The organism is Nocardia sp. Tas62D01 (assembly GCF_055232035.1).
Genome location: NZ_JBUYUZ010000001.1, coordinates 1,620,600 through 1,639,330, shown reverse-complemented (window position 1 = coordinate 1,639,330; position 18,731 = coordinate 1,620,600). Strand labels below are relative to the sequence as shown.

General features: G+C 67.8%; 16 protein-coding genes and 1 pseudogene. 10 read left to right on the top strand and 7 right to left on the bottom strand.

All coding sequences use genetic code 11. The features are described from left to right. Nucleotides 1-157 precede the first annotated feature (157 nt). Complete coding sequence (mihF, locus tag ACV7NQ_RS07945) at nt 158-472, top strand: integration host factor, actinobacterial type (protein ID WP_463359024.1); 315 nt, start codon at nt 158-160, stop codon at nt 470-472. Between the two features lie 293 nt (nt 473-765). After that, nucleotides 766-1,281, top strand: coding sequence for an alpha/beta hydrolase (locus ACV7NQ_RS07940; RefSeq protein ID WP_463359023.1), 516 nt, complete (start codon nt 766-768; stop codon nt 1,279-1,281). Nucleotides 1,282-1,285: 4 nt separating this feature from the next. Here ACV7NQ_RS07940 and ACV7NQ_RS07935 read toward each other — a convergent pair whose 3' ends face one another. The 4 genes from ACV7NQ_RS07935 to ACV7NQ_RS07920 form a co-directional block, all read right to left on the bottom strand. Next, nucleotides 1,286-1,819, bottom strand: coding sequence for a hypothetical protein (locus tag ACV7NQ_RS07935; RefSeq protein ID WP_463359022.1), 534 nt, complete (start codon nt 1,817-1,819; stop codon nt 1,286-1,288). A gap of 83 nt (nt 1,820-1,902) precedes the next feature. After that, nucleotides 1,903-2,766: a formate dehydrogenase accessory sulfurtransferase FdhD gene (fdhD, locus tag ACV7NQ_RS07930; protein ID WP_463359021.1), complete on the bottom strand. Its 864-nt coding sequence runs from the start codon at nt 2,764-2,766 to the stop codon at nt 1,903-1,905. A 59-nt stretch (nt 2,767-2,825) separates the two neighbouring features. Further along, nucleotides 2,826-5,126, bottom strand: a complete 2,301-nt coding sequence (locus tag ACV7NQ_RS07925; RefSeq protein WP_463359020.1) for an FdhF/YdeP family oxidoreductase — start codon at nt 5,124-5,126, stop codon at nt 2,826-2,828. 222 nt (nt 5,127-5,348) lie between these two features. Continuing rightward, nucleotides 5,349-6,587, bottom strand: coding sequence for an FHA domain-containing protein (locus tag ACV7NQ_RS07920; protein ID WP_463359019.1), 1,239 nt, complete (start codon nt 6,585-6,587; stop codon nt 5,349-5,351). Between the two features lie 383 nt (nt 6,588-6,970). Between ACV7NQ_RS07920 and ACV7NQ_RS07915 the strand changes: the two genes are divergently transcribed. Together ACV7NQ_RS07915 and ACV7NQ_RS07910 are read left to right on the top strand one after the other, a co-directional pair. Further along, complete coding sequence (locus tag ACV7NQ_RS07915) at nt 6,971-7,240, top strand: hypothetical protein (RefSeq protein ID WP_463359018.1); 270 nt, start codon at nt 6,971-6,973, stop codon at nt 7,238-7,240. 8 nt (nt 7,241-7,248) lie between these two features. Beyond that, nucleotides 7,249-7,788, top strand: a complete 540-nt coding sequence (locus tag ACV7NQ_RS07910) for a GNAT family N-acetyltransferase (protein WP_463359017.1) — start codon at nt 7,249-7,251, stop codon at nt 7,786-7,788. Nucleotides 7,789-7,912: 124 nt separating this feature from the next. Here the strand turns inward: ACV7NQ_RS07910 and ACV7NQ_RS07905 are convergent, their stop codons facing one another. Together ACV7NQ_RS07905 and ACV7NQ_RS07900 are read right to left on the bottom strand one after the other, a co-directional pair. Further along, complete coding sequence (locus ACV7NQ_RS07905) at nt 7,913-9,463, bottom strand: glycerol-3-phosphate dehydrogenase/oxidase (RefSeq protein WP_463359016.1); 1,551 nt, start codon at nt 9,461-9,463, stop codon at nt 7,913-7,915. A gap of 172 nt (nt 9,464-9,635) precedes the next feature. After that, nucleotides 9,636-10,304 (bottom strand): TetR/AcrR family transcriptional regulator, encoded by a 669-nt coding sequence (locus ACV7NQ_RS07900; RefSeq protein ID WP_463359015.1) that lies wholly within the window; start codon nt 10,302-10,304, stop codon nt 9,636-9,638. 165 nt (nt 10,305-10,469) lie between these two features. Here ACV7NQ_RS07900 and ACV7NQ_RS07895 point away from each other — a divergent pair, with 165 nt between their 5' ends. Both ACV7NQ_RS07895 and ACV7NQ_RS07890 read left to right on the top strand, forming a co-directional pair. Next, on the top strand, nt 10,470-12,047 hold the full coding sequence (locus ACV7NQ_RS07895) for an FAD-binding oxidoreductase (RefSeq protein ID WP_463365583.1): 1,578 nt from the start codon (nt 10,470-10,472) through the stop codon (nt 12,045-12,047). Continuing rightward, nucleotides 12,044-13,012 (top strand): diacylglycerol kinase, encoded by a 969-nt coding sequence (locus ACV7NQ_RS07890; protein ID WP_463359014.1) that lies wholly within the window; start codon nt 12,044-12,046, stop codon nt 13,010-13,012. The genes ACV7NQ_RS07895 and ACV7NQ_RS07890 overlap by 4 nt, the downstream gene beginning before the upstream one ends. 71 nt (nt 13,013-13,083) lie before the next feature. On the opposite strand, the pseudogene ACV7NQ_RS07885 reads toward ACV7NQ_RS07890, so the two are convergent. Beyond that, a pseudogene (locus ACV7NQ_RS07885) lies at nt 13,084-13,276 on the bottom strand (cupin domain-containing protein); the annotation flags it as partial. 241 nt (nt 13,277-13,517) lie between these two features. Here ACV7NQ_RS07885 and ACV7NQ_RS07880 point away from each other — a divergent pair. From ACV7NQ_RS07880 to ndk, 4 genes are all read left to right on the top strand, one after another. Then, complete coding sequence (locus tag ACV7NQ_RS07880; protein ID WP_463359013.1) at nt 13,518-16,196, top strand: valine--tRNA ligase; 2,679 nt, start codon at nt 13,518-13,520, stop codon at nt 16,194-16,196. A gap of 92 nt (nt 16,197-16,288) precedes the next feature. Further along, nucleotides 16,289-17,659 carry a bifunctional tetrahydrofolate synthase/dihydrofolate synthase gene (gene folC, locus ACV7NQ_RS07875; protein WP_463365582.1) on the top strand — a complete coding sequence of 457 codons (1,371 nt, stop codon included), beginning with the start codon at nt 16,289-16,291 and terminating at the stop codon, nt 17,657-17,659. Then, complete coding sequence (locus ACV7NQ_RS07870; protein ID WP_463359012.1) at nt 17,656-18,072, top strand: DUF4233 domain-containing protein; 417 nt, start codon at nt 17,656-17,658, stop codon at nt 18,070-18,072. The genes folC and ACV7NQ_RS07870 overlap by 4 nt, the downstream gene beginning before the upstream one ends. A 115-nt stretch (nt 18,073-18,187) precedes the next feature. Continuing rightward, nucleotides 18,188-18,604: a nucleoside-diphosphate kinase gene (ndk, locus tag ACV7NQ_RS07865; protein WP_463359011.1), complete on the top strand. Its 417-nt coding sequence runs from the start codon at nt 18,188-18,190 to the stop codon at nt 18,602-18,604. Nucleotides 18,605-18,731 lie beyond the last annotated feature (127 nt).

Here is an 18,731-nt window from a genome sequence, read left to right as displayed (position 1 = left end):
GCGGGCCTCTCACTCGTTTCGACGGCGCGTGACCAGAAAACTCATCGCTACTTCCGCAGGTCCGGCCCCGGTGTGTCGGGCTTGCGCGGTCGGCGACGTACTGTTGAATCGGTCCGGTCAACCAGATGTTCGAGTGACGAGTGAAAGCGGAGGAGACATGGCACTGCCTACCATGACCGCGGAGCAGCGCACTGAAGCGCTGGCCAAGGCGGCTGCGGTCCGCAAGGCGCGCTCCGAACTGATCGGCAAAGTGAAGGCGGGCAAGGTTTCGGTCGCCGATCTGCTGAAGAAGGCCGACAGCGACGAGCTGGTGAAGAAGACCAAGGTCGCGGCCGTTATCAAGGCTCTGCCCGGGGTCGGCCCGGTGAAGGCCGCCAAGTTGCTCGACCAGGCCGAAATCCCCGAGGACCGTCGCATCGGCGGACTCGGCGCCCGTCAGCGTGCAGCGTTGCTCGACGCGCTCAAAGACTGATCGCGTCGTAGCGTCCGCAGTTCATGATGGGGAACGAACGCTCACGTCGGTGGCGCGGCTCTGCGTCGAGAGCCCGAGCCGGGTGAAACGCTGGCGCGAGCGCTCGTTCGTGAAGTTCGAAGAAGTCGGGGTCGAGTTGTCGGCGCACCGGATCACGCCCGTGGTGACCATCACCGCTCCCGCCCACGGGCGTCCCGGCGGGACATGGCTGGGCGCCGTCTTCGGGAAGATGTTTCCCGAGCGATTGGACCGCAAAGTGTTCGATTCGTCGATGAACCCGCGGCTGACCTGGTGTGAGGGCGACGCCCACAACGTCGTCGTGGAGGTCTACTACCCGGATATGCGCGCGCGTGCGACGCGTTCCCCACGGCAATACCGTCGGACAGCTGGCGCCGAATCAGTGCGCGTTCGACACCGTGAAGGACGAGCCGCTGGTCGAGGTTGGTCACGCGCGCTATCCGCAAGGCCTCGTGCTCAATTCGGACGGCGACACCCAGACTTCCTATGTCGATGCGAAGGGGATGGCGGACACGCTGGGTAGCGCGCTCATCGTGGTGAAAAACGATGGCGGACAAGGCATGTACGCGGCGGACCCGGCCAATTCGTGCGTCGACGACAAGGTCAATGCCTACCTGATCGACGGGAAAGTGCCTGCGGCCGTGGTCGATTGCGATACGGCAGGGCCGCCGATGGCGGTTCCGGAACGACCGAATGCCAACGACCCCGACCCTGCCGCGGTCATCCCGCCGTTGGGCCGGACCGCGGATCGGGTCGAGGCCGAAGTCGAGAACGACGCCAAGGGGCGCTGATCGATCAGCGGGAGCCGCGGCGCGGGAGCCGGATGTGCATCGGTGCCGGGTCGGACATGGGGATATCGCCGCGCGGTGGGAGGAGCAGGCAGCAGAGGCCGAGGATGACCAGCGCCGCCGCGCAGACCAGGCTGACGACGAAGTTGGCCGCGCCCATCTCGGCCGGTTTATGGAAGGCGTGGTAGACGAAGTGCGGCAGCCCGAAGGTCAGCCAGCCCAGCCCCGCGACGCGGGCGACGGCGGTGCCGTTGATGACCAGCGCGGCGATGGTGACGGCGGTCAATGCCAGGAAGAAGGCGCCGACATCGCCCGCCAGGTGGTGGTTGTAGGGGCCGTCCATCGAGATCCAGCGCATCCCGAAACCTGGGAAGCTGGTGTACCACGAGTGCGGCGCGAAGACCGCCCACAGGCCGACGATGGCGCCCTGAACCGCCAAGACCACCAACATGATTCGGACGATCAGCAGCCGACGGCGAAATTGTTCGAATCGCATGCGCACACGCAGTCCGCCGGATTTTCCTTCCACCGAGATCGGCATCGGTCGCTCCGTTCATGCCGAACTACTCGATCGGGTGAAGCAAACCCTAATTCGGACATCTGGAACGGGCAATAGCCGCACCGTCAGGAGCGGGTTCCCGTGTTCGTGCCGGCGACTGAGGATTCGGTGCTCGACCTGCGGTTTAGGCGATGCGAGCCGGTGTAGATGTTCATGGTTTCGCCGCGCAGAAAGCCGATGAGGGTGAGGCCGGATTCGGCGGCCAGATCCACGGCAAGCGAGCTGGGGGCGGAGACGGCGCCGAGCATCGGGATGCCTGCCATCACCGCCTTCTGCACCAGTTCGAAGGAGGCGCGGCCGCTGACGATCAGGACCATCTCGTGAGCGGGGATGCGGTTTTCGCGCAGCGCCCAGCCGAGGACCTTGTCGACGGCATTGTGGCGGCCGACGTCCTCGCGGACGGCGAGCGCGGTGCCGTCCGCGGTGAACAGGCCCGCCGCGTGCAGACCGCCGGTGGCGTCGAAAACCATTTGGCGGGTGCGCAATTCGGCGGGCAGGGTGGCGAGGGTTTCGATGTCCACGGTCAGCCCCTGGACCGGGATGGGGAAGCGGGTGCGGACGTGGACATCCTCCAGCGCGGTCTTGCCGCAGAGTCCGCAGGCGCTGGTGGTGAGGACATTGCGGCCGCGCACCGGGACCGGCGTTCGCAATTGGATGTCGAGGACGTTGTAGGTGTTTTGCCCGTCCTCGTCGGTGCCCGCGCAATAGCGCGCGCTCACCACGTCCTCGGCGGCGCCGAGGATGCCCTCGCCCAACAGGAATCCGTGCACCAGGTCGATATCGCTGCCCGGGGTACGCATGGTGACGGTGAGTTGCTGTCCGTCGAGCCGGATTTCGAGGGGTTCCTCCACGGCAAGGGTATCGGGCCGGGTGATCTCGCCATTCGGGGTGATGCGGATGGTGCGGCGGCGCACGGTCACTCTACTCACGTCTGTACCTCACCTTTCTCGATTCGTACTCGTCACCGACGCCCAGCCGTTCATGATGGTTACCCGACGTGCGTGTGTCGCTCGAGCCGGATGGTCACCGCCTTGGACACCGGTGTATTCGACCGTGCCGCAACATGATCCAGCGGCACCAGTGGATTGGTTTCCGGATAGTAGGCGGCGGCGTTGCCGCGCGGTGTCGCGTATCCGATGATGCGGAAGCCGGTGACCTTGCGTTCGGTGCCGTCGGTCCACTCGGAGACCAGATCCACCAAATCGCCGTCCGCGAAACCCAATTCGGCGATGTCGTCGGCATTCACCAGGATCACCTTGCGGCCGCCGTGCACGCCGCGGTAGCGGTCGTCCAGGCCGTAGATGGTGGTGTTGTACTGGTCGTGGCTGCGCAGCGTCTGCAGGATCAGCCTGCCCTCCGGCACCGGCGTCCAGGTGAGGTCGTTCACCGCGAAGTTGGCTTTGCCTGTGGTGGTGTGGAATTCGCGGGAGTCGCGCGGCGGGTGCGGAAGCTGGAAGCCGTTGCGCTCGCGAACTCGCCTGTTGTAGTCCTCGCAGTCGGGCACCACGCGGGCGATCGCATCGCGGATCTTGTCGTAGTCGCGCTGATACTGCGCCCAGGGCACCGGGTGATCGGCGCCGAAGAGGGTCTGCGCGAGTTCGCAGACGATGGCGACCTCGCTGCGCAACTCATCGCTCACCGGCTTCAGCCGCCCGGTGGACAGATGCACCATGGACATCGAATCCTCCACCGACACCTGCTGTTTCACGCCGTCGCGCAGATCCTGGTCGGTACGGCCGAGGGTGGGCAGGATCAGCGCGGTCTGTCCGTGCACGACGTGGCTGCGGTTGAGTTTGGTGGAGACGTGCACGGTGAGCGCACAACCGCGCAGCCCGGCCTCGGTGACGTCGGTGTCCGGGGTGGCGGCGACGAAATTGCCGCCCATCCCGAAGAACACCTTCGCGGTGCCATCGCGCATGGCGCGGATGGCGTCGACGGTGTCGAGGCCGTGCTCGCGCGGGCTGGTGATGCCGAATTCGCGGTCGAGCGCGTCGAGGAAGGAGTCGGGCATCTTCTCCCAGATGCCCATGGTGCGGTCGCCCTGCACGTTCGAGTGGCCGCGCACCGGACAGACACCCGCGCCTGGCTTGCCGATCATGCCGCGCATCAACAGCAGGTTGGTCGCCTCTTCGATGGTGGCCACGCCGTGGGCCTGCTGGGTCAGGCCCATCGCCCAGCAGATGATGGTGTTCTTCGATTCGGCCAACAGCTTTGCGGTGCGCTGGAGTTCGTCGTCGGTCAGCCCGGTCGCCTCCCGCACAGTGGCGAAATCGACGTCGCGCACATTCTTTTCATATTCGGCGAAGTCCGCGCAATGCGTGTTGACGAAGTTGTGGTCCACCACTGTGCCCGGCGCGGCGTCCTCGGCCTCGAACAGCAGGCTGCCGAGCGCCTGGAACAGCGCCATGTCGCCGCCGAGGCGGATCTGCAGGAAGTCGTCGGCGATGGACACGCCGCTGGTGAAGCCCTTGACGGTCTGCGGATCGCGGAAGCCGAGCAGGCCGGTCTCCGGCAGCGGGTTGACCGCGATGATCTTGGTGCCCTTGGCCTTCGCGCGCGCCAGTGCGCTGAGCATGCGTGGATGGTTGGTGCCGGGATTCTGGCCCGCGACGATGATCAGGTCGGCGGCTTCGAAGTCGTCGATCGTCACCGAGCCCTTGCCGATGCCGATGGAATTGGTCAGCGCAGCGCCGGAGGACTCGTGGCACATGTTCGAGCAGTCCGGCAGATTGTTGGTGCCGAAACTGCGGACCAGCAACTGGTAGAGGAACGCGGTCTCGTTGGCGGTGCGTCCCGAGGTGTAGAAGAGGGCCTCGTCGGGAGAAGTCAACGCATGCAGGTGCTCCGCGATCAGCCGGTACGCGTCGGCCCATTCGATGGGGGAGTAGTGGGTGTCGCCGGGGCGCAGCACCATCGGATGGGTGAGCCTGCCCTGCTGGCCGAGCCAGTAGCCGGATTTCCCGGCCAGTTCCTCGATCGCATGCGCTGCGAAGAACTTGGGGTCGACGGTGCGCAGCGTCGCTTCCTCGGCGACCGCCTTGGCCCCGTTTTCACAGAACTCGGCCGGGCGGCGATGGCCGGAGGGCTCCGGCCAGGCGCAGCCGGGGCAGTCGAAGCCGTGTACCTGGTTGACCCGGGCGAGCGTGCGTGTGGTGCGAATCACGCCCATTTCCTCGACCGCACGTTTGAGCGCCACGGCCACGGCAGTTACCCCGGCCGCCTGCTCCTTCGGCTGAGTGACGTTCAGCGCGGACTCGTCGATGTCCTGTGTCGGCCCATTACGGTGCATGGTCGTTATTGTCCTCTCCGTATGAACACGGTGTCGGCGGGCCTCGGATCGGGCTGTCCGGATCGTAAGCGCTTGCGACGTGTCCGGCACGGCAACCTACACCGTCGGCGCGGATTCGGATACCGGCGGCGCGCGGCGACGTCAGGTCCAGATACGACAACGGCCTCGGTCCTACTACATCGGAACGAGGCCGTGGCCGTGCGTTTGCCTGCCCGCGCAGCTTCAGGGGCGGCGGCGTTCGCCGGAGATCTCGGTGGGGTCCTTGCGACGATCATCGGTGCGGTAGGTCAGGATTCGCTCGCCGATACGGACGCTCCAGCCGGGCGGTAGTTCGATCGGAGCGGTGCCGACGCGGGTCCACTGGTCGGCGCCGGGCGCCGCGATGAAAGTGCCTGCGGGAGTGGATGCGTCGCGGATGTAGACCTTGCCGCGGTCGAGCGAGACGTAGGCGTGCACGCGCGAGACATGCCGGTCGCGCGGGACGGAGATGGGCGAGGCCGCGGCAGTGCGCACCGAGTCGTCGGACATCGGGCTGCGGCCGATGACATAGGGACGATCCAAGGGGTACGCCGCGCCGTCCTCGAGGACCAGCGCGCCGGTGGTGGGGCCGAAGGTCGCGGCGTCCGGCGCGCCCGTGGGTCGCACCCGCCGGGGCCGCGCGCTCTCGCGGGACGAGATCTTGTTCAACGCGACGGGCTGGGATCGGGACGGCGTCGCGGGCCTGGTCGCGTCGGACACCTGGGACCAGGCCAGGTGCATCGCCGGGGTGCCGATCTCCTCCGGCGCGGCGGAAACCGATGTGGCTCGAGGGCTCGCCGAGGAGGTGGCGCTGGAACTCGCCGCGGCCGTCGAAGCTGGTTGGGCGTCCTCGGTGGGCTCGGCGAGTGCGGCCATACCGGCGGGCGCGGTGGGCGGGGGTTCGGGCACGGCGTCGGACCGCGGCGTCGACGGCGTGGTCGCCGACCCTGCCGTCGATTTGCCCGCGCGTCGGATGGCCACGCGGAACACGAAGCCGCCGCCGGGTACTACCCCGTCGCGCAGATCGGTGCGTGGATCCGCGGTCAGTGGGAGCGCGGCATCAGCGCCGACCGAAATCCGCCGCACCGGTTCGCGCACAATCTCGTCCACCCAGGTGAATGCCCGTGCTCCGGCCAGCCGCCTGGTGCCTTCCGCCCCCTCGATCTCGGCACTCACTGGTCCGCGCAGCAGAATCACTGTGCCATCGGCCGTCGGTGCGACGACGCCGAATGGCGGCGGCTCCGACCCAATCCCGAACACCACTGCGGCCAGCCGCTGCACTATCGCCGCCCCCGGATGCTCCGCACCGGCCACAGCCTCGATCGCACCGAGAATCCGGTCGGTAGAAGACGTTTCGTCGGCGAGGTATACGACAACCGCACCGAAGCGTGCGATCAAACCATCGCCCGGCGCGATACCGACGGTGGACGGGTCTCTTTGCACCCGCGCCCTCCTTCCTGGCGCACTACCGGCGTCCAGCATAGAGGGTCGCGACCACCAGAATCGGGCCCTCGGAGACTCTCGGGTACCGCGGACATAGCGGTGTCGCGCGTTTCCCGATGTCGCGCGGTGGCGACGATCGCTGTGACACACCACGATCCCGTGCGCCGGTGCAACGTGGACTTGCCAGGTGTCGGTGGCGGGGCGTGGGGTCAGCGAGGAACTGTGTGATGTGCGTCTCGCGTCCAGCACGGATGTGACGATCCCGCGCGAGTACTGAGCGGTCTATCCAGGACGCATGCAGCCGACAGGTCGGCCGCAGAACGGGTAGGAGGCGAATGGCGTTCGTGTGATGGCGGCCATGCTCGACCATCGCCGAGGGCGGCTTGGACGCACAGACCAATGCCTGGGCCGTCGACCTGATCTTCCTGCACATCACCGCGCAGGCCGCGGAACAGACTGCGTACAACACCAAGGGCGGCAGCGAACAGGACTATGTTGCCGAAGTCGCGCGGCAGTTCGCCGAACTGCCGCAGGACCGGTACCCCATGATTGTGGGCATGCGTGAACAGATGCTGGGTGGTGGCGGCGATGCCCGCCAAGTGTGGGCGCTGCGTGCGCTGATCAACGGGATCCTCGCCACCCCGGTCGAGTGAACCCGACCATGCGAGAAGCCATGCGGGTGATTCGACCGGCGACCGAGAACGACCTGCCGGTATTGCAGGATATCGAGCGCGCGGCGGGAAAACCGTTCGCCGACATCGGCATGACGGCCGTTGCCGACGACGATCCGCCGTCGCTGGAAACCCTGCGTGAGTTCCAGCACGCTGGCCGCGCCTGGGTCTACGTCGACGACACCGACCATCCGATCGGCTACCTGATCCTCGGAATCGTCGACGACGCCGCGCATATCGACCAGGTGTCTGTCGATCCGGCCCACGCGGGCAAGCGGATCGGCAAGCGCCTCATCGACCACGCGGCGCATTGGGCGAAAGGGCGGGGGCTGCAGGCGATGACTTTGACCACCTTCATCGATGTCGCCTGGAACGGCCCGTACTACGAGCGCCTCGGCTTCCGCTACATCCCGGTCGACGAGGAGACGCCCGGCCTGCGCGAGATCCGCGCCGCCGAGTCGACCCACGGGCTGGACACCTGGCCCCGTGCCGGCATGCGCGCGGAACTGGCGCACTGGTCGCTGGACTGATCACCGGCAGCGTGCGGGGGCACAGCCTCGGTCTGCCGAAACGCGGGGGCAGGGCGCGGAGTCGGACTCGCGGAGATCGCCGCTGGAGACAGGCGGGCAGGTGATCAACGCCCGAGGATGGCGACTAATGCTGTTGGGCGAAGGCGGCTTCGGCCGCGTTGAATGCCGCGGCGCGGTCCTCGGCGACAAGCCCGATGCGGGTGCGGCGGTCGAGGAGGTCGTCGGTGTGGAGGGCGCCCTCGTGGGTGATGGCGAACGCGAATTCGGCTGCAGTGACGTCGATTCCGGGCGCGACCTGTTCCAGCAGTGCCGAATTGTCCTGTGCTGCCGCGAGTACGAGCGGCGCCTCGCTGCCGTACCGCTCGATCAGGATCGGTGAGGCGGTGAGGCGGTCGCGGGCGGCTCCGGAGATGGTGCCCACCAATGGAAGTCGCTTGGTGCGGCAAGGACCTGCGGCGAGGTTGCCGTGGGTGATGGCAGCATCGACGGCGTCCTGGGCCATCTGGCGGTAGGTGGTGAGTTTGCCGCCGACGATGGTGATCACGCCGGTGGGCGAGCGCAGGACGGCGTGCTGGCGGGAGATGTCGGCGGTGCTGTTGTCGGCGGTCTTGCGCAGCGGGCGCAGTCCGGCATAGGTGCCACGAATGTCGGTGCGGGTCAACGGCTCTCGCAATGCGGTGTTGATAGTGCCGAGCAGAAAATCGATCTCGGCGTCGGTGGCCTGCGGTTCGTCGGGGACGGGGCCGGGGGCGTCCTCGTCGGTCAGGCCGAGATAGGCCCGGCCGTGCGCGGCAGGGAAGGCGAACACGAAACGGTTGGTAGTGCCGGGGATCGGCACCGTCAGCGACGCGGTGAGGCCGCCGAAGGATTCGGCATCGAAGACCAAGTGGGTGCCGCGGCTGGGGCGCAGTTCGATGCTCGGATCGACCTGGTCGGCCCACACGCCGGTGGCGTTGATGACGGTGCGAGGCCGGATGGTCAGCGTCTCGCCGGTGCGAGTGTCGCGCAGTGTCGCCGAATTACCCGCTACATCAAGGGCTTCCACGCGCGTGAGCACGGTCGCGCCGTGGGCCGCCGCAGTGCGTGCGAGCGCCACGACCAGGCGAGCGTCATCGACAAGCTGTCCGTCCCAGGCTTGCAGGCCGCCGCGCAGCCCGTCCCGTCGCACGGTCGGCGCCAGCCGCAGCGTCTCGGCGGTGGCGACGCGGCGCGAGCGAGGGAGTATCGCCGCCGGAGTGCCCGCACTACGCCGCAACACGTCACCGGCTACGAAACCCGCGCGAATCAAACTGCTTTGCGCCACACCGATTTCGGGCAACAACGGAACCAGCTGCGGCAGCGGCCGCACGAGATGCGGGGCGGTGGTGCCGATCAGGATGCCGCGCTCGACAGCGCTCTCGTGCGCGATTCCGATCTGCCCACTGGCCAGGTACCGAAGTCCGCCGTGCACCAGTTTCGAACTCCACCGCGAGGTCCCGAACGCCAGGTCGTGCCGCTCGACCAATACGGTGCGCAGACCACGTGCGGCGGCGTCCAGCGCCGCGCCCGCGCCGGTGACACCGCCGCCGATTACCAGCACGTCGATCCCGGCATCGTCGCCGAGCCGCCCCAACTCGCGGGCGCGCCGGTCGGCGTTCAGTGCGGAGTTCCCGGCGGTGGCCGAATTCGCGGTCATCACAGTCTCTTTCCGAGGTCTGACTCGCCGCCGATGCGGAGGTGACCGGTCGTTGTCGAGGTGGATCGGGTGTCGAGGGGGAGGCCGCCGTCGATTGCGGACTCGGTGCCGAGGGGCGGATGCGCGCAATTGTGGTGTGCGCGGGCTGCGGCGGACGAGGTCGAGTTCGCGCTCATGATGGCCGTCTCCCGTTGTTGTCCAACGGATCAGCGCTGCGGGCGTCGGCGACCGTTCGGGGAGCGGGTCCGTCCGATGGTGCGAGGTAGCCCTCAATGGCGCGGGCCAGTTCGCTGTCGAGGTCGGCGCCAACCAGGAACGGGGCGACGGTGCCTGCCGATTGGACGGCGGATTGCGCGATCAGCAGGAGCATGGTCGCCATCTGTTCGGGGTCGCCGTCGCGGATCGAGGAATCCTCTTGGCCCGCACGGATTGCGGCGGTGAACAGGGCGATCAGATGGCGTTGGTTGCGGCCGAGGCGGCCGAGGACATAGGTGAGCATCAGGTCGGTGTCGGTGCGGAAGATCTTGCCGAACACCGGGTTTTCCCGCATCGCGGCGGCCCCGGTGACGATGCCGCTGACCAGCCGGGTGCGTGCGGGACCCGCCGTCGGCATGGTCGCCGCGACGATCGCGCGCTGCTCGCGCACCAGCAGTTCGGCCACCAGGGACCCGGTGTCCGGCCAGCGGCGGTAGACGGTGGGTCTGCTCACCCGTGCCCGGCGTGCGACCTCGGTGAGGGTGGTGCGGCGCACGCCGAATTCTTCGACGCAATCGCGCGCCGCGTCGAGGATCGCGAGATCGGTCGCCGACAGTGCGGCGTCGGGCTCGTCTGGGGCAGGCATCCGGGTGTCACCACTGTCTGTCGGCGGCTCGACGTAGTGCCGTGCCGGGAACGTTACTGCTTGACAGTATATGTCAAACTGTAACGCATGGTCGAGACGCAACAGCATGCGAGTGAGGATTCGGATCCCGGGACGAAGCCGGGCGCACCGGCGCGGACGGCGAGCATGGTGTGGGACGCCTGGGGCATTCCGGTCGGACACAAGCCGCTGTCGGCGCAGATCCGGGGCCTGTTGACACAGGTGTTCGGAGTGTCGGGCGACCCGGTGGTGCGCCGCGACGAGGGCGACGTGCCGCTGCGTGAGCCGGCGCTGACGCCTGCCCAGCGAGATGGCTTGGTCGCGGTGGTCGGCGCTGACAACGTCTCGGTCGACCATGACGATCGGCTGCTGCACGCGGGCGGAAAGAGCACCCCCGATTTGCTACGCCGCCGCGCCGAGGGGCTGCAGGACGCCCCGGACGCGATCGTCCTGCCTGCCGACCACGAGCAGGTGCTCGAGGTGCTGGCCTACTGCGCCGAGCACACCATTGCGGTGGTCCCCTTCGGCGGTGGTACCAGCGTCGTCGGCGGCGTGAACCCGATCCGCGGCCGGTTCGAGGTCCTCATCGCACTGGACCTGCGGCGTCTCGACGCCGTGTCGGACGTCGACCCCGTCAGCGGTACGGCCACCCTCGGTGCGGGCCTCACCGGTCCTCAGGCCGAGGAACTCCTTGCCGCCCACGGCCTTTCGCTCGGCCACTTTCCGCAGAGCTTCGAATTCGCCAGTATCGGTGGCTTCGCCGCGACTCGGTCGTCCGGGCAGGCATCGGCGGGCTACGGCCGCTTCGACGACATGGTCCAGCGGCTGAAGATCGCTACGCCCGGTGGCACTGTGGACCTCGGCCGCGCCCCCGCCTCGGCCGCCGGTCCGGACCTGCGCGAACTGTTCGTCGGTTCGGAGGGCACGCTCGGTGTGATCACCGAAGTCACCTTGCGCGTGCATCCGGTGCCGGAAACCATTGCCTACCAGGCGTGGTCGTTCCCGAACTTCGAAACCGGCGCCGCAGCACTGCGTTCGGTGGTGCAGACGGGCGCGGCGCCGACCGTGCTGCGGCTGTCCGACGATGCCGAAACCGGCATCAACTTGGCCCGCTCCGGCGACGCCGGCGGCAACGCGGTGTCGGGATGCCTGGCCATCACCACCTTCGAAGGCACCGCAGCCCATGTGGCGGCGCGCAGTGCCGAGGCGAGCGCGCTGCTTGCGGCGGCGGGCGGTACCGCGCTGGGCGAGACTCCGGCTAAGGAATGGGAGCACGGCCGCTTCGCCGCGCCGTACATGCGCGATGCGCTGCTTGATGTCGGGGTGCTCTGCGAGACCCTGGAGACTGCGACCACCTGGTCGAACCTGGCCACTCTCAAGGCGAAGGTCACTGCGGCACTGACAGATTCGCTCGGTGGACAGGGCACCCCGCCGCTCGTGATGTGCCACATCTCACACACCTACCCGACCGGCGCCTCGCTGTATTTCACCATCGTCGCGAAACAACTGGACGATCCGATCGCGCAGTGGCATATCGCGAAACAGGCAGTCGGCGACGCGATCGTGGCCGCAGGCGGCACCATCACCCATCACCACGCGGTCGGCGCCGACCACCGCCCGTGGATGGCCGCCGAGGTCGGCGACCTCGGTATCCGGATATTGCGTGCGGTGAAACGGGAATTGGATCCCGCCGGGATCCTCAATCCTGGAAAGCTGGTCCCGTGACACAGGAATTGCCCGACCGCATCGTGCGTGCGGTCACGGTGGTCACCAACCCGCAGTCCGGGCTCGGTAAAGGCCACGATATCGCGGGTGCGGCCGTCGCACGGTTCGCCGAGCGCGGCGTCGAAGTGACCGAGGTGCGTGCGCCCTCGGCCGCCGAATCGGTTCGGCGGGTGCGTGATTCGATCGCGGGTGCCGGTCCGGGCCCCAAACCCGATGCGGTGGTCTGCATCGGCGGGGACGGGCTGATCAACGTGATCCTGGAAGCGCTGGCGCGGACCGGCGTTCCGCTGGGGCTGGTGCCTGCGGGCACCGGCAACGATCTCGCCAGGGAACTCGGCGTTCCCACCGATGATCCGGCGACTGCCGCGGATCTTGTGCTCGACGGCGACACCCGCATGATCGACCTCGGCCGGATCGAGTCGGGCGGTGCGGCGCCGATGTGGTTCGCCACCGTGGTGGGCACCGGATTCGACGCGCGAGTCACCTTGCGCGCCAACGATATGCGCTGGCCGAAGGGCCCGCTGCGGTACACCTTCGCGGCGCTCGCCGAGATCTCGGGCCGCTTCACGGTGCCCTACCGCATCGAGCTCACCGGTCTGGCGCCCGGCGCACTGGACAACCCGGCGGCCGAGACCGTCCTCGAGACCGCGGCGGTCATGGTCGCGGTCGGCAACACCCGCACCTACGGCGGCGGCATGCTGATCTGCCCGGACGCGGTGATGGACGATGGCCTGCTCGACCTGACGGTGGTCGGCGCAGTCTCGCGCCTCGACATGCTGCGCCTGCTGCCCGCCCTGTCGTCGGGCAGGCGGATCGACCACCCCGCCACCAAGCAGTACCGCGCCGCCCGGGTCACCCTTACCGCCCCCGGCGCCCCGGCTACCGCGGATGGCGAACCGGCGGGCACCCTGCCCGTGACCATCAGCGCCGTCCCCGGCGCGCTGACGGTGCTCGTGCCCCGCTAGACCGCGGGCGCACCCCATCCACGCGGCGAAGCTGATTCGGCCCAACCGGCCGACGACGGAGCGGCCGATGACTAGCTCTGTGCGCGACCGCGCGACCGCGCCCGCAGGTGCACGCGCTCGCCCTGGCTGCCGAACAGGCTCAGGATCTCCACCGGTCGGCGTCCGGCGCTGCCGAACCAGTGCGGCCCGTCTGGTATCGAATTCGGCGGCCTCGTCTGCGCCGAGGATGACATCGTGCTCGGCCGGCGCCAACCGCAGTGATCCTGTTCGCGCACACGCTGGCGCTCTCCAAATCCGACCGGGCCCGGCTCGCCAGACGCGGCGTCCGAGTAACGCGTAGACAAGCTGAGAATTACTTATGGATTCCGCGGTCGACCCCGTATCGGCGGTAGGATCTCACTCGTAGGCGGAGTCTTCGGTGTCCCTCATCCACCGAAGACTCCGCCTTATTTTTACGCCAGGTGGCCTGTGCGTGCTCATCAAGCCCGGCCACTAGAATCGTCGGGTGACCAGCGCAGCCTCTGACAACTCGCGTAATCGTGCCGATGCCCTCCCCAAGAGCTGGAACCCCAGCGAGGTGGAGGCCGAGCTGTACGAGCGCTGGGTAGCCGCCGGTTACTTCACCGCCGATGCCTCCAGCGACAAGCCCGGTTACTCGATCGTGCTGCCGCCGCCTAACGTCACCGGCAGCCTGCACATGGGCCACGCGCTCGACCACACCCTGATGGACACCCTGTCGCGCCGCAAGCGCATGCAGGGCTATGAGGTGCTATGGCTGCCCGGCATGGACCATGCGGGCATCGCCACCCAGACCATCGTGGAAAAGCAGCTCGCGGTGGACGGCAAGACCAAGGAAGACTTCGGCCGCGAACTGTTCATCGACAAGGTCTGGGACTGGAAGCGCGAATCCGGCGGCGCCATTCAATGGCAGATGCGCGCGCTCGGCGACGGCGTCGACTGGAGCCGCGACCGCTTCACCATGGACGAGGGCCTGTCCCGCGCAGTGCAGACCATCTTCAAGCGGCTCTACGACGCGGGCCTGATCTACCGGGCCGAGCGGTTGGTCAACTGGTCGCCGGAACTGCGCACCGCGATTTCCGATATCGAGGTCAAGCACGACGACATCGAGGGCGAGCTGATCTCGCTGCGCTACGGCTCGTTGAACGACGATGAGCCGCATCTGATCGTTGCCACCACCCGCGTGGAGACGATGCTCGGTGACACCGCCGTCGCGGTGCACCCGGACGACCCGCGCTACAAGTCGCTGATCGGCACCACGCTGTACCACCCGATCACCGAACGCCAGATTCCGATCATCGCCGACGATTACGTCGACCCCGAGTTCGGTTCCGGCGCGGTGAAGATCACCCCCGCGCACGACCCGAACGACTTCGAGATGGGCCTGCGCCACAACCTGCCGATGCCGACCATCATGGACGAGCGCGGCCGGATCACCGGTACCGGAACCGAATTCGACGGCATGGATCGGTTCGAGGCCAGGGTCAAGGTGCGCGAGCGGCTGTCCGCCGAGGGCCGCGTCGCCGCCGAGAAGCGGCCCTATCTGCACAGCGTCGGGCACTCCGAGCGCAGCGGCGAACCGATCGAGCCGCGGCTTTCGATGCAGTGGTGGGTCAAGGTGGAGTCGCTGGCCAAGGCCGCTGGTGACGCGGTTCGCAACGGCGACACCGTGATTCACCCGCCAAGCCAGGAGCCGCGCTGGTTCGATTGGGTCGACAACATGCACGACTGGACCATTTCGCGGCAGCTGTGGTGGGGCCACCGCATCCCGATCTGGTACGGCCCCGAGGGCGAAGTGGTATGCCTCGGCCCGGACGAGACCGCGCCCGAAGGCTGGGTGCAGGACCCCGACGTGCTCGACACCTGGTTCTCCTCGGGCCTGTGGCCGTTCTCCACCATGGGCTGGCCGGATTCCACCGAGGAACTCCAGAAGTTCTATCCGACAAGCGTGCTCGTCACCGGCTACGACATCCTCTTCTTCTGGGTGGCCCGGATGATGATGTTCGGCACGTTCGTCGCCGACGACCCGGCCCTCACCGCGGGCAAGGACGGCGCCAAGCAGGTTCCGTTCAAGGATGTGTTCCTGCACGGTCTGATTCGCGACCAGTTCGGCAAGAAGATGTCCAAGTCGCGCGGCAACGGCATCGACCCGCTGGACTGGATCAGGTCCTACGGCGCGGACGCACTGCGCTTCACCCTGGCCCGCGGCGCGCAGCCAGGCGGTGACCTGTCGGTCGGCGAACCGCACGCGCTCGCCTCGCGCAGCTTCGTGACAAAGCTGTTCAACGCCACCAAGTTCGCGCTGATGAACGGCGCGCACACCGGTGAGCTGCCGGACCGCGCCGAGCTGACCGACGCCGACCTCTGGATCCTCGACCGGCTCGAAGAGGTGCGCGCCGAAGTCGATTCGGCGTTCGACGCCTACGAGTTCGGCAAGGCGTGCGAGGCGCTCTACCACTTCGCGTGGGACGAATTGTGCGACTGGTACCTGGAATTGGCGAAGGTGCAGTTCGCCGCGGAGGGCGTGCGTTCTGAGTCGACCGCGGTCGTGCTCGGCACTGTCCTGGACGCGGTGCTGCGGCTGCTGCACCCGGTGATCCCGTTCGTCACCGAATCGCTGTGGCAGGCCCTGACCGGCGGCAAGTCGGTTGTCATCGCGGCGTGGCCGCAAGCCACCGGCGTGCCGACGGATAAGGCTGCGGCGCAACGTATTTCGGATACCCAGCGGCTGATCACCGAGATCCGCCGGTTCCGTAGTGACCAGGGCCTGGCCGACAAGCAGAAGGTCTCGGCCACGCTGATCGGCCTCGATGCCGCGGGCCTCGCCGCACAGCAGGCGTCGGTGGCCAACCTGGCCCGGCTCACCGAACCCGGCGACGATTTCGCGGCGACCGTGTCGCTGGAGATCCGGCTCAGCACCGCCACGGTGACCGTTGAACTGGACACCTCCGGCGCGGTCGACCTGGATGCCGAACGTCGCCGCCTGGAAAAGGACCTGGCCGCCGCGGAGAAGGAACTGGCGGCCACCACCGCCAAACTCGGAAATGAGGCATTCCTGGCCAAGGCGCCCGAACCGGTGGTCGACAAGATCAAGGGCCGACGCGATATCGCCGAGGCCGAAGTTTCGCGCATCAGCGCCCGGCTCACGGAATTGAGCGGCAAGTGAACGCCGAACCGGAACCGCAGTACGACGACGACGGGTCGCCGATTCCCGGCACCCGGCTCGGCGCCGGGCCGTCACCGGTCGATCTGGCCGAGATGGCCCTGGTAGAGGCGGAACTCGATCGGCGCTGGCCGGAAACCAAGATCGAGCCGTCGCTCACTCGCATCGCCGCCCTGATGGATCTGCTCGGTTCGCCGCAGCAGCACTATCCGGCGATCCACGTCGCGGGCACCAATGGCAAGACCTCGGTGACCAGGATGATCGATGCGCTGCTCACCGCGCTGCATCGGCGGACCGGCCGGATTACCAGCCCGCACCTGCAGCTGGCCACCGAACGGATCAGCATCGACAACGAGCCGATCACACCCGCGAAGTACGTGGAGACCTACCACGAACTGCTCCCCTATATCGAGATGATCGACAAGCAGTCTGCCGCCGCGGACGGCCCGGCCATGAGCAAGTTCGAGGTGCTCACCGGCATGGCCTTCGCCGCGTTCGCCGAGGCGCCGGTCGATGTCGCGATCGTCGAGACCGGCATGGGCGGTACCTGGGACGCGACCAATGTCATCGACGGGCAGGTCGCGGTGATCACCCCGATCGGCCTGGACCACACCGATTACCTCGGCCCCGATCTCGGCTCCATCGCGGGGGAGAAGGCAGGGATCATCAAACGCGCGCCGGAGACCCTGATTCCGCACGACACCGTCGCGGTCATCGCCGAGCAGGAACCCGAGGCATTGGAGGTGCTGCTGCGCCGCGCGGTGGAGGTCGACGCCGCGGTAGCCCGAGAAGGCTCGGAGTTCCGGGTGCTGGCCCGGCGGATCGCGGTCGGCGGCCAGCAGCTCGAATTGCAGGGCCTGGGCGGGGTTTACGACGAGATCTTCCTGCCGCTGCACGGCGAACATCAGGCGCGCAACGCGGCGCTCGCGCTCGCGGCGGTCGAGGCGTTCTTCGGTGCGGGGGCCCAGCGCCAGCTCGACATCGAGGCGATCCGTGCTGGTTTCGCGAGCGTCACCAGCCCAGGCAGGCTCGAACGCATGCGCAGCGCGCCGACCATCTTCATCGACGCCGCACACAACCCGGCCGGAGCCAAGGCTCTAGCGGCGACGCTCACCGCGGAATTCGATTTCCGCAAGCTGGTCGGTGTGGTCGGGGTCTTCGGCGACAAGGACGCCGCGGGCATTCTCGAGGCGCTGGAACCGGTCTTCGACGAAATCGTCGTCACCAGCAGCGGCTCGCCGCGCGCCCTGGACGTCGAGGCTCTCGGGAACCTGGCGGTGCAGCGCTTCGGCGACGAGCGGGTGGTCACGGCCGAAACCCTGCCCGACGCACTCGAGACCGCCATCGCGCTCGCCGAAGAGGCCGGCGACGCGGGTGAGATGGTGTCCGGGGCCGGTGTCGTGGTAACCGGTTCGGTGGTCACGGCGGGCGCGGCCCGCGCACTGTTCGGAAAGGACCCGGCATGAGTGAGCCGACCGACGGCGATCAGCCCGCCGCGCCGCCTGCCACCGATCCGTGGAAGGGGCTGCGCGGTGTGATGGCGGGCACGCTGATCCTCGAGGGCATCGTGGTGCTGCTCGCGCTGCCGGTTGTCGCCACCGTCGGCGGCGGGGTCGGCTGGTTCTCCGGCAGCTACCTCGTGATCCTCGCGCTGGTGATGTTTCTCGGCGCGGGCGTCCAGCGGCGGTCGTGGGCGGTGCCGTTCAACCTCGGGTTACAGGTGCTGGTGATCGCCGGGGTGTTCATCCACCTCTCCATCGGCATCATCGGCCTGCTGTTCGCACTGGTGTGGGCGTTCATCCTGATCCTGCGCTCGGACGTCAAGCGCCGGATGGACCAGGGACTGCTACCGAGTCAGCGCGCTCAGCGTTCCACCTGACCGACCGCCCAGAGCGCCGATTTCGTGCTGCTCGGTCGCCGATTTCGCCCGGCGCTACGGCTCCGTGCACTCGCCCGTTGAATACTTCGCCGGTATGCCCATTAGGCTGTGCGCCGTGACTGAGCAGACGTTGGTACTCATCAAGCCGGACGGCGTGGCCCGTGGCCTGGTCGGCGAGGTGCTGGCCCGGATCGAGCGCAAGGGGCTGAAGATCGTCGCCCTGGAGCTGAAGCAGGTATCCGAGGAGGTAGCCCGCGGCCACTATGCCGAGCACGCCGAGAAGCCGTTCTTCGGTTCCTTGATCGAGTTCATCACCTCCGGCCCGGTCGTCGCGGCCATCCTGGAGGGCCCGCGCGCCATTGCGGCATTTCGGCAGATCGCCGGCGGCACCGATCCGGTCGAGAAGGCCGTGCCCGGCAGCATTCGCGGTGATTTCGCGCTGGAGACCCAGGAGAACCTGGTGCACGGCTCCGATTCGCCGGAATCCGCCAAGCGGGAGATTGCCCTCTGGTTCCCCGAGTTCCCGGCCTGATCGACGACCCCGACAGCGTCGCGTCCATGAGCGAGTGAACCATGGGGCGCAGCGCCTGCGGCGTGCGGCGGAACCGAGCGTCAGCGAGGTGAAGTTGTGAGTGAGTGCAGCGAGTGAACCGTGGGGC